The organism is Pseudoalteromonas sp. JSTW (assembly GCF_013423925.1).
Lineage (GTDB): Bacteria > Pseudomonadota > Gammaproteobacteria > Enterobacterales > Alteromonadaceae > Pseudoalteromonas > Pseudoalteromonas lipolytica.
The window spans coordinates 2061068-2074808 of the sequence record NZ_CP058972.1 but is presented as its reverse complement, the minus strand read 5'-3'; the positions used below and the strand labels follow the sequence as shown (position 1 = coordinate 2074808).

At 40.8% G+C, this 13741-nt stretch carries 6 protein-coding genes; 2 read left to right on the top strand and 4 right to left on the bottom strand.

Going from position 1 to position 13741, the window contains the following annotated elements; genetic code table 11:
• Nucleotides 1–26 precede the first annotated feature (26 nt).
• Both GZH31_RS09445 and GZH31_RS09440 read right to left on the bottom strand, forming a co-directional pair.
• Nucleotides 27–6194, bottom strand: a complete 6168-nt coding sequence (locus GZH31_RS09445) for a pectinesterase family protein (protein ID WP_180310909.1) — start codon at nucleotides 6192–6194, stop codon at nucleotides 27–29.
• 80 nt (nucleotides 6195–6274) lie between these two features.
• Nucleotides 6275–9232 carry a TonB-dependent receptor gene (locus tag GZH31_RS09440; RefSeq protein WP_180310908.1) on the bottom strand — a complete coding sequence of 986 codons (2958 nt, stop codon included), beginning with the start codon at nucleotides 9230–9232 and terminating at the stop codon, nucleotides 6275–6277.
• 174 nt (nucleotides 9233–9406) lie between these two features.
• Here GZH31_RS09440 and GZH31_RS09435 point away from each other — a divergent pair, with 174 nt between their 5' ends.
• Nucleotides 9407–10819: a polysaccharide lyase family 1 protein gene (locus tag GZH31_RS09435; protein ID WP_065978516.1), complete on the top strand. Its 1413-nt coding sequence runs from the start codon at nucleotides 9407–9409 to the stop codon at nucleotides 10817–10819.
• Nucleotides 10820–10938: 119 nt separating this feature from the next.
• On the opposite strand, the gene GZH31_RS09430 is transcribed toward GZH31_RS09435, so the two are convergent.
• Both GZH31_RS09430 and GZH31_RS09425 read right to left on the bottom strand, forming a co-directional pair.
• Nucleotides 10939–11337 (bottom strand): DUF2750 domain-containing protein, encoded by a 399-nt coding sequence (locus GZH31_RS09430; RefSeq protein WP_074989413.1) that lies wholly within the window; start codon nucleotides 11335–11337, stop codon nucleotides 10939–10941.
• A gap of 631 nt (nucleotides 11338–11968) precedes the next feature.
• Nucleotides 11969–12550, bottom strand: a complete 582-nt coding sequence (locus tag GZH31_RS09425) for a TetR/AcrR family transcriptional regulator (RefSeq protein ID WP_036967802.1) — start codon at nucleotides 12548–12550, stop codon at nucleotides 11969–11971.
• 126 nt (nucleotides 12551–12676) lie between these two features.
• Here GZH31_RS09425 and GZH31_RS09420 point away from each other — a divergent pair, with 126 nt between their 5' ends.
• A complete protein-coding gene (locus GZH31_RS09420; RefSeq protein WP_065978515.1) occupies nucleotides 12677–13720 on the top strand; it encodes an alkene reductase in 1044 nt (347 codons plus the stop codon).
• Nucleotides 13721–13741 lie beyond the last annotated feature (21 nt).

Genomic DNA, 13741 nt, shown 5'->3' with positions numbered 1-13741 from the left:
AGGTTTATAGCGTAATGCGAAATGCACTATTGAATGCTTATTTCATCCAATGTGATAGTCGCTTCACTTTCCGTTCTTATGGTGATGAATGAAGTGCTGGTTGCAACGAGTCCATCCACAGTATAAGTTTGGCCTGCTGTTAAGTCAGACAGCGGCACAGAATAAAACTTAGACGCAGTGCCATGAATTGAATTGCTACTACCCGAAGTATTGTTATCGACATAAATTTGAAAGTTTTTGGCTGTGTTTCCAGCCACCGCTGCAACTTTGAACGTTACTTGGTAGTTGTTTGATAAATCAAGCAAGCCTGTTGTTTCGGTGTCATTTCCTGTCGTACTGGTACTTGGGGTTGTGTTAGCAATGCTAATTCTAGCGCCAGTCATTGTTAACTGTCCGCCAGCGACGTCAACATTACCTGTTACACGGTAGAACAGCGCTTGTTCGTTACCCGCAGCTCCTGAAATATCACGATAGCTGTTACTAAAAAACTCATCAGTATTAGCAGCAGAGAAGTTTTCAGTAAAAGGCAATCCAAGTGGTTCTTGTATAGGAGGCTCCGTTGGAGACTGAATATCAGGAATGTTTAAATCACTTTGATCCAGCTTACCAACACCTGCATGAGCAAGTACATGTGCTTTAACATCCATTACAGGCGTAAGCGTATATTCATAAGGTGCTTTATATGAGCTGGTTGGCGTCATGCCGTTTTCAGTCACTTCTGCTCGTACATCCCCATCTGCCGCATCACTCCATGTAATGCCTTCGCCTAGATAATTACCTGATGTGTTCCAATAACCAATCTGTGCTGAATAAAAAGAAACCACAGGGTTCTTGGTATTTTCAAAGTAATTATTCTCTATGTGTAGCTCAGCTCCCATACGTGAATTAATTGCACTTGAAGTGATATTGTTATAGTAGTTATTGAAAATATGACCATTACCGAACCTAAATAAAGGGACCCGAGAGACAATATTTTCAAAGCGGTTGTGATGGAAGGTGATATGACGGTTTTTATTACTGCTGTCGTCATTGTCACTATGGCCATGTAATGAAGTTTTCCAACTATCATGTATATAGTTGTAAGAAATGGTAATGTTCTCAGCACCCGACTTAGAGTCAATTAAGCCATCATAATAGTCTTGATCCACGGAGAGCGAAGAATACAACTCATTATGGTCAATCCAAATGTTTGCTGTTGTTTCGTTTTCATCACCTTCAATTGAAATTCCGTCTTTACCACCAGTGAGTACTTCATGAATTTTTAAGTTTTGGATGATAATGTTGTTAGCGCGGCGAATAGCAATGCCAATCCCATTAAACTCACCTCTATCAGCCACACCGATAATTGAGACATTATTCATATCTTTAATTTCAATAGATTTATTATCACCGCCACTGTTAGCATCTGTGATTACACCATCAACATAGATAGTAATAGCGGATGCTGAAGACTTCGCTTGTGCTAGGGCTGCTTTTAATGAAGCCCCATTATCAACAGTAACAACAGTACCGCCTTCACCTCCGGTGATATTATAGTTATACCCTGCAAACCCTCGACTAGGATTGATTGGCGCAATGCTGACAGGCTCATCCGGTAGTTGAGGAATAGCAAGTGGTTTTGGACTCCATCCTTGACCGTCGTTATAATCTGCAAAAATGTTTTCGCGGTCTAGCAGCTCGCTGACTTCTGAATCTGAAAGAATATAGCCACCTTCGCGTTCAGATAAATCAAGTGGATTACCGTCTAAATCCATACTGCCATATTCGCGCCAACCACTGGTTGCTGTGGCAACGCTAGGGTTAGGAGCAGGTTGATTATTTACACCTTGAACAGCCCAGCCAATTTTAGCGATATGTGTATCAAACCTATTGTTTATTAAGGTTATATTATCAAAGTATGTATCGCTGCCTCCACTTCTTGCAATGTATGTTGAGTTATCTAAAACATCATTGCCAATGGGGCCAGGACCATGTGTGAATCGACTATTCAAGAAAATAAAACCAGGGTCTGTTTCTACAGGTACACGCGCTTGTAAAACATAGCCACCCGCTGAGTCAGTTAAAGGATCACCGTCTTTTGAATCACCGATTGTACGGATCTCTGAACTCTCGAATAACGCCGTTGTTGGGTAACCCCAAATAAAATCAACATTCCCTGCAACAAGCGTGTTGTAGAACCATGAGTATCCTTTTAACAGGAGGGTATCTTGTTCACTTTTAAAGCGGGCATTGTTCGCAACTAGGCGGTACGGGCTATTGAAATAAATAGTTTCTGCTTGGTTCGAATCCACTTTATTACGAATATGCGTATTTTTAAGGGTGAGATTATTAAGGGTCAGCATGTCGACACCTTCTACTAAAAACACACTTCTACCTCCGTTAGGTGTTCCTGTGCTAATAGGTGCACAGCCACCCGTGCCGCCATTCATAGACTCGTAATTCTCATATTGAATAACGGTGTTTTCTTGGCTTTCACCTTGAATAGTGAGGTTGTTTTTATCGCGTAAAAATAACAGTTCGTTATAGATGCCGTCTTTTATGGAGACAGTGGTGTGCTCATCTTTGCCCAAGTACTGCATAGCAAAATTAAGTGCACCTTGCACAGTTCTAAAGTCTGCCGCACCTTCATCATCAACGAGCAGCTGATTACCTGCAGGCATGCTTACTTTAGTGACAAAGTCCCATTGACTGTTATCACCTAGGCCACTAAATTCTTGACCATTTAGCATTGCACCAACCACGACATCATCACCAATTACAACACGGTATGTATGTCCATACTCAAGGGTATTATTGCGTGGTTTAATGGTGAGCGTGTTCCCATTTAGCTGTAGTGGATAGTAGTAAACAGAGCGAACTTTAGCTTGTCCAGCAAAACCAATGTGGTCAATGTTTTTACCAACGGTAAGGGTATCGACTAAACTGTTATCGCTGACTTTATAAATACGTACTTCACCTAAAGCGCCTAAACTTGGTTCATTATCAAATGTAAGGCTAAATTGCGTATCAATAAATTGATTGGCACTGTTTTTTTCAGGAAATAATTTTCCAGCTAAGTCGCCATAGTCAGTTGTTGGCATGACAAAACCTTCAGCCACACTCACCTCTATTGTTCGGGTTATGGTACTATCAGAACCAGAGACGAACGTAATCGTGGCATTACCGGCCGCCATTGGGGTGAGAGTAATTACACTCCCATTGATATCGACACTGACAATTTTGTCATCAGTTGAAGTCACTGTGAATTCATCAATTGTTACCCCATCATTTTTAATGGCGGTGACATTAATTGTTAATGGTTCAGCTGTCGTTGAGGTGTCCCAGTTAGGGTCCTTGTAATCCAGTGTGAGTTGAATGGGTTTGATAGTCGGATCGCCAACTTTTAAGTCATCCAATTCAAATGAACGGTTATTAGTAAATAAACCTATTAGCCCACGTGCGCTGTAATTTGTATCACTCACTGAGCCTAAGTTTTCACCATTTAAGTAAATGGTTAATTGATCATTGATTAATTCAAAACGGGTGGTGTACCAAACACCGTCTTCTGTGCCCCCTTTTTCGCCGAGTAAAATAGGTGTACTTGCCTGAACAGGGCGTGCAATAGAGCCCTCGGTGCTGACAGCAACTTCTACTCGCGTGCTACTAGATGAGTTTTGTACATTTAAACCGCCACCGTACCAGTTTCCTGTATCTTGATAACGGGCCATCATATACAACTGTTTGTTTGCTGTTGTACTGTTTTGACGAGGACGAATTTTCGCTTCTACAAAATAATTACCTGTTTGTGGGATATTTTGCATTGCTTCGTCTGTAGCTAAAATAAGTTCACCGCCTGCGTTGCCTGCGGTGTATCGCATCATGTTATTACCGTTGATATTTAAAATATCGAATTCACCCATGGCACCGTCTACGTTAGTAGGCGTTGCTAAAATTTTCCAGTTGCTCAAATCACCACTTTCAAAATCATCACAAAAATACAGTTCAGGTGCATCTGAACACTTAAAGATACTTGGGTCTTCAACGTACTCAATGCGTAAATTATTAATCACTACTTTACCGCCTGTCTCGGTACGCAATTGTAAAAAAGAGTTCTTGGTAGCGAGTTTTCCGGGTACGACTAAGGTTTCGCCAACAACTAAGTCATTGATTAACTCGTTGAAGAATCGAGATTCACCACCGTGCATCGATTTAGAGCTACTTGATGTATTGTTGTCGACATAGATTTGGAACTTGTTGTCACCTTCAGGATCGCTGGCACTGACAATATCCATGACGACTTGGTAAGGCCTTGATAAATCAAATACCCCCGTTGAGTTTGTATCATTTTCGCTGGTTTCCACGCCCGCAGTGGTATTACCCAAAGTGAATCGGCCCCCGTCCAGTTCTAAGCCGTTTTCGACGACGGTGACGGATCCTCCAGTTTTTGAAAACATCGGAACTTCATTACCTTGACTATCAACTATTTTTTGATAGTCGACAGAAAAAATATCACCAGTAACAGTCGTAAAATCGTTTGTGTAAGGCAGTTCAACAGTGGGAATCTCACCTGTCGCAGGTGGATCAATTGGCGGTTCAACAGGTGGCACAACTTCTGGCACATCTGTCGCAACTGTTTCTATTTTTAGATTATCTATGACTAATAAGGCGGCTGAATCGGTTCTGATTTGAAAGTAAGAGTTTTTAATATCTGCGCTCAGAATACCGCGTGCATCTGGGTGCGTTAATTCAGTTCCTGTATTAACATCTTGCCCAGGTATATAAGTATAAGAGAAGCGTTGTCCGACAGGCAGGTTGGTTTCATCAATCGATTTTCCATAAAACTTTGATGCATCAGCATGCACAGAGTTACTTTGGCTTGTTGTATTGTTATCAACGTATAAAGAAAGAGAGCCTGCACCATTATGGCTAATGACGTCAAAGCTAATAGTGAAGCCTTCGCTTAAATTGTATATCCCCACACCCATTGTATCGCTTGGCGATGATTCTTTACCAGGTAGGGTATTACCGATTGTGAAACGGTCACCTTCCAAAACAAGCTGACCCAATTCATTGATAATGGCACTGCCGCCAGATTTAAAATAAAGAGGCCCACTTCCTTGCTCATCAGAGAGGCTCTTATAACTGGATGAGAAGAATGTATCAGTGTCGGTATCGAATTCTTCGTTTAACGCAAGACCGGTTTGTTCAGCAAGTTCACTAAGCTTTACCAACTCATTTTGGGCTTGCTGTTCATCAAATGCTAAAATATTGTTGTATGCATCATCGTTGTTATCACAGCTAAGTACTAACGTTGCAAGCTGTGCTGCATCATTTGTAGAGCACACACTAAAGGTATTATTGACAGTGTTGTGCGAGCGAGAAATTAAATAATGCTTACTCGGTGTATCACCTTCACTGGTTGTTAATACTAAAACGCGATTACCAAACTGAAACTCATAGCTGCCAACAAGCGTTTCATTCCCATCGACTAGCTTAGTGAATGACCCCGTGCTTGCTCCTTCTTCACTAGGTATAAACTGCCACATTTCAATACTCGCTTTTGCCCCTTTTACAACGGGGTTATAAATTGTTCCCGTGAAGTCGGCAGGAGTGAAGGCGAGAGGCTGTGTACTGTTATACTGCTCAAAAATAAAATCTACAAAATGCATAATGGCAGTATCAGCACTCACTAAGCTGGTATTTGCTCCCCCAGCGTTAGCAAGCCATTGATTTACCTTTTCGTCAAAATCGTCACTGGCAAAGAATTCTGCAGGTGTTTGTCCTTGGGCTAATTCCATTACGGCAGCCTGTGCTGCTGCGTCACTAATGGTAATACCGTTACTGGTGTCACCATCCACATCTAACGACTGCAATAAACGCAAACTATTGATTACAGCAGGATGAAATACGGTGTCTGTAGAGAATACGCTCAGTGGAGTGACAACATTGCTGGCCGCGACACTTGGAAATGTCAGCTCACCAATAGAAAATGTGATCGCTTCACCACGGAAATAATCAAATTGGCCATTACTGTCCGTTTTACCGTTTGTCACAGACGGGCTGTTATAGGTCAATCCGGCGACAGGGCTATCTATAAAAACCCCTTGAATAGGGGGGAGTGGCGCCTCTTTTACGTTGACAGAGCTTTCTTCGCCGCAGCCTGCAAGTACGGCAGCAAGCAATAAGCAAGATGGAATTTTAATTGTGCTATTCATACATCCCTCCAAGGATGAACGCGTTTAGCAACACAAACGCGTGTGTTCAGTGATTATTGTTGTTTTAAGTAGTTGAATTATTAGTAGAACTTATAATTCATTCCTAGTTGATATGTCCGACCATAATCTTCTCGTTGATACAAAATCTCGCCGCCAGACTGATCATTACCGGTGAAATAACGAAGGTCTGACTCGTCGGTGATATTGATTGCATCAAAGTAGAATGAAAGGTGTTCGTTGAAGTCGTAAGTCGCTTTTATGTCAAAGGTTAATATGTCATCTTGGTAGATATCAGCCCATGTTTTACATGCTTTAGCATCATTTTTGTCTGCTGAAATAGGGCAAGAGCCTACTTGCTCTAAAATATCGGAACGATAATTACTGATTAGCCTAAGTGACGCTGTTTTATTCTCCCAACCCAGCGCAATATTAGCGGTAATATCTGCTTGGCCTGGTAACGGCATTTTTTCATAGCGTATGGTGTCATCGAGTTTTGACTCACTACTGACGACGGTCATATTACTTTGCCAAAATAAGCCGTTTTCAAAAAACTGGTTATAACTAAGCTCCATACCATACACGGTTGCTTTATCACCGTTTAAGGTGATATCAACTTGATTTATGACTAAGTCTTGTGGAATCGCGAAGTCAGAAACATGATCAACAGGTAATGTAAGAGGTAGCTCATCTAACCCCATTTGAATACCACTGACATCAACAATGAAGTTATCAATATTTTTATAGAAAACAGCTACTTCAACGAATAATTCTTTGGAAGGATACCAACCAAATGAGGCGTCAAAGTTGTCTGATGTCATTGCGACAAGATTTGGGTTACCAACTTGAAGTGCATTGTCGGGCCCCAAAATATAGTTTTGTAATTCTAATGCACTTTGCCCATCGGGTTCGCTATAACATGTATTGGTTGTGGGGTCGCATAAACTGATATCATCATCAAACCGTGCATATCCTCGTGCTTGTTTAAACGAAGGGCGAGTGTAGCTGGTCCATAAAGAGGTTCTAACTAACATCGTTTCATTTGGTTCATAACGAAGATGCATACTAGGGAAGTATTCACTGTAAGTTATTGATGATTCAGGTAACGGAACTGCAATATCTAAGGTATGCTCACCACCAAATGACCAATCGTCATTTTCAAGTGACATAAAACCAGTCGACGAAAACTCGGTATGCGCATAACGCACACCCGTTATTACGCTTACTGTTTCTGATAACTGCAGTTCTGCCATAACATAAGCGGCATACGTGTCCTCGGTGAGTACATAGTCTTCTTTAGTGCTGTCGATTGACACTTCGCCACCGGTGGCATTTTCGCGCGTAATTTTTGTTGAATCAACCATGTACTCAACATCCTGCGCGGACACTAAAGGGTAGGTGAATAAATCACCAGCGGGCACACTATAGTCATAATCGGTAATATTAGAGTTAGCAACAGCGATACAGGTTTCATTACCATCGCAATCATCAGCATTTATCGTGTAACTCCAACGATCTTTATCTCTATAGTGTTCACGTTCGTTATAGGTGCCCCCAAACTTTATAGAATTTAAAAACTGACTATCAAACTCCTTTTGAAAGTTAAGTTTAAAGCTTGTGATTTCGTCTGTGCGGGTGCTGTCTTCCATGAATAGGTTATCGTATTGCATATTAGAAAGATCGCTTAAATCACCGTCGGCCTCACCAGCAAAAACATCATTGTCTGGGTCAAGCTCAAAACCACCAAGAGCCGCAGCTTCAGAAGGCGTTAATACTTTCGCAGTAATAAAATCACGGCCAGCCTTGCCATAAACGATATTTTCTCGTTCGCGGAATTGCACACGACGATCACCCACTGATTCATCGTCTGTTTTAGAGTAAGCATATTCATAATCTACGCGCCACGACTCAGCAAAGTAGTTTTCACCACCAAAGCTATAGTTGGTGGTTACAGTTTCACCTTCTTGAATAAAATACTGGTTGTAAACATCAATATCTGAAAGTGCAAACTCCTTAGTTTGTGGGTTAACATAAATAACTTCGTCTTCTTGATCGCCATTATAAAAGTTATAAAATTCACGTTGAGCGATATCGTCGTCGGTGTATTTTGAATAATTACCACGAATATAGTAAAAGCTGTCTTCATTTGGTTTGAATTCGACATTCAGTGTGGCATTGGTACGTTTACGATCCGCTATTTCGCGACGGTTTTCGAGCTGTGCAGGGATTAAAATTTCTTCTGCATTTGCTAATTCTGTTTCAGAGAGACCAATACCCCCTTTTAAAAAGTTCATATCACGAGAGCTGTGATGACGTACTTCATCGACTTGTGTTTGTCTGTCTTCATAGCTGGCCGCAAAGCCAATACCAACTTTGTCATCAAATAACAACTGTGTACCATCAATACTAAACTTCGGTGAATGTGCCTCTCTCATTTCATTGTAAGAATCTTGAAGTTTTATTTTCAGTGTATTGTCACCACGGTCATAAGCCGAAATAGCTTTTACGTTTACTGCGCCACCGATTGAGTTTAAGTTCATATCAGGTGTGAGCGTTTTAAACACCTCAATTGCACCAAGAGAGTCACCCGTTATGCCATCAAGGCCGACTTTTCGGTCATCACCTGCACCAGAAAGTTCCGCGCCATTCATATTTACCGACACAAATTTGGGACCAAGACCACGTACTGCTACATATTTACCTTCGCCTTCGCTTCTTTCTAAGGTGACACCGGGAACACGACGTAGAGACTCAGCGACATTTTGGTCAACTAAGTTACCTAAATCATCTGTAGCAATCACAGAGCTAAATGCTTTGCTTTCACGTTCCATTGCTCGGGCTTTTAAATCAGCCTGATAAATGCCTGTTACAGCGATGATCTCCATGTCATCATCTTCATCTTGGGCTTTCTTTATCGCTGTTTTTTCATTACTACTAGACGCTGTTTGCGGTACGGGTTTGGTTGTCTGTGCGTCTTGTGCATAGACGGGCAGGGCAACCAAAAGTGCTGCTGCAATACCGCTGAGTTTTATCGTTTTCATTGTTGTTCCTTTTTAAAAGGCTTTTATTGTGTTCTATTTTATTTTTAAAAATTCATTTGCCACCGGTGGCAAATGAAGATAACATAAAGTTAACACCGCATTAATTAAACTGTCAATTTTTTAATCAGCATAAAGGCTGGTTTTTTTCTATAAGGTACAAAAAGGTGGGTTTGAATGAAAAGTGAACAATACCGGTTTCGTCGAAACGTCCTATTGCTACTGTTTGGTGCATTGAGTGTGTCACTATTTAGTGCAAATAGTATGGGTCAGTCGTTAACGCCTAGGTCTATTGCCTTTGATGGTGCCGAAGGGTTTGGTAAATTCTCTCGAGGTGGCGCAGAGGGGAAATTGTATATTGTAACGAGCCTCGAAGACAAAGATGAGCCCGGAACCTTACGTTACGCAATTAATCAAAAGCATCCTCGCGTTATTACATTTGCTGTGTCTGGGGTGATTAAGCTGTCAAAAGAATTAAAAGTAAACCACGGTCGAATTACGCTAGCAGGGCAAACCTCTGCGGGAGGCATTACCATTTCAGGTGCGCCATTTACTGTCTCAAATGCAGAGGATGTGATTATTCGGTTTATTCGTTTTCGATTAGGGACATTTAAGGTGGTAGAAGACGCATTAACTGTGCGCAATTCTAACAATGTTATTATAGACCATTGTTCATTAAGCTGGTCTGTTGATGAAACGGGTAGCTTTTACAATAATCGTAATTTCACATTACAAAACTCTATTATTTCATATAGCTTAAACGACTCTATTCATCCTAAAGGAAAACATGGTTATGGTGGTATTTGGGGAGGAGCTAATGCCTCTTTTATTAATAATATAATAGCAAATCATGCAAGTAGAACTCCCCGTATAAATGGACACAGACTAAAATCTCCTTACCCTTACACAGATGAATTTATCGAAGTGAGTAATAATATTATTTTTAATTGGGGACACAATAATGTGTATGGCTCTGAGAATGGGCGATTTAACCTAATAGCGAATTATTACAAACCGGGTAAAGCGAGCAAGCGCATTCAATTTGCGGATATTTGGTTCTCCCCATTCATTAGCAAAAACCAAGCTTATATCGCTGGAAATATTCTAGAAGGGTACCCAGAGTTTGATGATAAAAACTGGTTAGCTGTCAATTATAGAAATAAAAAAGAAGGGAAACGTATCGCCAGCCAAGCAAACAGCCCTTGGTTGAGTGATAAAAAAATTATAGTTGAGAAAGAGTCTGATTTTAAAGCAAAGAATGCGAAGCAGGTGTTTTATGACATCGCACAAAATCAGTTAGCGGGAGCGAATAGAAATGCAAATGGCGTGTTCATAGACAGCGTTGATCAGTTAGTTTATGACCAACTCAATGACAAGCGTCCCGTAACAGGGGATGGGTTAATTAATCATGAACTTGACGTTATTCCTAGCTGGCAAGCGTATGAAGCTCAATTTAAAGATGTTGCTGTTGTTCAAGATAAAAATAACGACGGTATTGCCGATAGCTGGTTTGCACAACAAGAAGCGGTGCTAAAAACATTAAACGAATCACAAAAATTAGAATTATATTTAGAGCATTTAGCAAAGTAGTCAATAATTTTTGTTAAATTGGCAGGATTAGGTATTTTACGGATTGGTATCATAGCCTATCGGTAAATACCGCATAACAAAGGGAGCTATTGCTCCCTTTGTTAAGTTATAAGCATGATTTAAAAGCGTCTTTTTGGCACTCTTAGTTGCGAGTCAAATTCGTCAGGGAATAAAATAGTACCGTCATCTTGTTCAGTTGGAAAAACGGCAATCAGTAAGTCATCTTGTTCAAGACCTGGCGTCCAGCGGCTCAACCAATCTTTGACGGGTATCGCTTTGGGCTCGCAATCTTGCCACTCTCCGGTTGCCCAACTTTGTGCAAACTCACGGCTAGGCCAAACGGGTACGCAGTCATCGTCTTCATTGGTAAGCATTACACAGCCGTGCTCATCATTAAGGATCCAAATCTGTTTAAATTCGTGAACCATTTCAAACATATAAGCGAGTCGTTTTTTTGTACCAAGGGCAAGGATTTCGTCTAATTCTGTTTCAACACGTTTTGCAGTTGCATTATTCATGACAGGCTCACTCTTTTTAGTTATACACAGCATTATCTTAATCATAAGGTGATAAATTAATATGACAAGTAATAAAGCGATTATCTCTGTGCAATGAATGGTGGTTAATGCGCCTTCACGGCTATTAATGTAAGCGGCAAGCCATTGGTGCATTCGCTGTTTATAAATTAGATAGTTGTTGGTTCGGTGTGTGTTGATTTTGCACTTATCGATTTAGATTTAAGTAACTGAAATCGTTCACTGGAAGGTGGCACCAATGCAAAAGATAAATCATTTATCCACGAAGAATTAATATTAACAGTGACATAAGCAGGGTACACGTGCACTTTTTCTACAACAGTAATCGTGCTGATAACGCTGTGAGTTGGGTCGTTAGGAAGGGTCAATTTATCGGGATGAGTAAACCTACAAAGTGGGATTATGGGGCAGGACAGTTAATTTAACACTGAGCTGTTCAATGAAGTCATGGTTACTTGCTGTGATTGTAAATATATATTTTCCAGGCTCAGTTGCTATATGTGTATGTGTAATAAGAGAAAAGTGGTCTCCTAAATTGATTTGCTTTTTGTAAGATAACTATTCGCTATTGGCGTGGCGACATAGTAGTTATTAATAGTGCGAATGCCGTGAGTTAATTAAGAAGGGCACAATATAAATCATCGGCAAGCAGCTGTAGCGCTTTTGGATCGCTATTAGTGAGCGCATAAGTACGGATACCATAAATACCCATAACTAAAAAGCGCGCTAATTGCTGCGCGGTTTTACTGCTTTTAAATTCGTTGTTATCAAGGGCTTTTTGAATTTGTTCGGCAAGCGTATTTTCGTAGGCATTTAAGTTGCCACGTAGCACGCTGCAAATTTGCGGATCGTTGCCTTCTACCTCTGAAATACTCTTGGTGAGTAAGCACACTTTTGCTACTTCGCCTTTGATACACTCATCAACAATGAGGGTCAGATAATTTTTAAGTGTTTCTAAAATAGGCTGTTTATTATGAAATAACGCTGTGAACTGTTGATTACGATCTTTTTGATATTGTTCTATAGCTCTTAAAAATATCGCTTTTTTATTGCCAAAGGCGCCATACAGCGAACCGGGGTGAAGGCCAGTAACGTGCGTTAGTTTTTGCATGCTGGTTTTAGCATACCCAAACTCCATGAAGGCTAGCATGGCTTGTCTTAACACATAGTCATTATCAAATTCAGCAGTTCTCATTACATCAACTTTTTGAGGTCATTATTTGCAGTCTACTTAATCTTGAACAAATATTCAAAAATAGCCTTGAATAATGATTCAAGAATCCCTATCTTGAATGTACATTCAAAAATAATTGAGACATTTATGGCTACTGATTTATTAACTCCCTTTAGGTTAAACGACACAATTGAACTGCAAAACCGTGTATTAATGGCGCCGCTTACGCGCTGTATGAGTGATGATGATTTAGTCCCCACTCAAGCAATGGTTGACTACTATGCACGCCGTGCCGATGCCGGTTTAATCATTAGTGAAGCGACAATTATTCGCCCTGATGCACAGGGTTACCCAAATACCCCAGGGCTATTTACCAGCGAACAGATTCAAGGCTGGAAAAAAGTCACCGATGCAGTGCATGCGAAAGGCGGCAAAATGTTTGCTCAGCTTTGGCATGTAGGGCGTGTGGCTCACCCACATTTTTTTGGTGGTGATGTACTTGCTCCTTCGGCAATCGGTGTAGAAGGGTCTGTGCCACGCATGCGTGAATTAACTTACGTGACACCAAAAGCAGCAACCATTGAAGACATTCAAGGTTTAATTGCTGATTACGCTAAAGCGGCTGAAAACGCTATAGAAGCGGGCTTTGACGGGGTTGAAATCCATGGTGCAAATGGGTATTTAATTGATCAATTCTTACACTTCGCTGCCAACCAACGCGATGACCAATACGGTCAAACACCAGAAAATATGTCACGTTTCGCCTTAGAGGTTGTAGATGCTGTAATCGCAGCCATTGGCGCAGATAAAACAGCATTACGTTTATCTCCGGGTGCATATTTTAATATGAGTGAAGATAACCGCGATAAGGCCGTGTTTGATTATTTATTAACAGCGCTTGAAAGTCGCAATCTTGCCTATCTTCATGCGGGTATTTTTGATGACAGTATGCGTTTTGCAAGCCTTGAAAATAAAACGACATCTGAATACTTACGCAGTGCATATAAAGGTACATTAGTGGGTGTAGGTAGTTATACGTTTGAGTCAGCTAATCAGGCAATTGATAACAACCAATTTGACTTAATCGCGATTGGACGCCCCTTTATCGCAAACCCAGATTACATTAGTAAAGTTACCCATGGTGAAGCATTAACACCTTACAGCGAAGAAATGCTGGCAGAACTTATCTAATCTGCAGATCGCTTAAATTGT

Excerpts from the sequence above, each read along its gene's own strand:
- GZH31_RS09430 (WP_074989413.1), bottom strand. The coding sequence starts at position 11,337 with ATGAATAATGCAACTGCAAAACGTGTTGAAACAGAATTAGACGAAATC.
- GZH31_RS09420 (WP_065978515.1), top strand. The coding sequence starts at position 12,677 with ATGGCTACTGATTTATTAACTCCCTTTAGGTTAAACGACACAATTGAA.
- GZH31_RS09440 (WP_180310908.1), bottom strand. The coding sequence starts at position 9,232 with ATGAAAACGATAAAACTCAGCGGTATTGCAGCAGCACTTTTGGTTGCC.
- GZH31_RS09445 (WP_180310909.1), bottom strand. The coding sequence starts at position 6,194 with ATGAATAGCACAATTAAAATTCCATCTTGCTTATTGCTTGCTGCCGTA.
- GZH31_RS09425 (WP_036967802.1), bottom strand. The coding sequence starts at position 12,550 with ATGAGAACTGCTGAATTTGATAATGACTATGTGTTAAGACAAGCCATG.
- GZH31_RS09435 (WP_065978516.1), top strand. The coding sequence starts at position 9,407 with ATGAAAAGTGAACAATACCGGTTTCGTCGAAACGTCCTATTGCTACTG.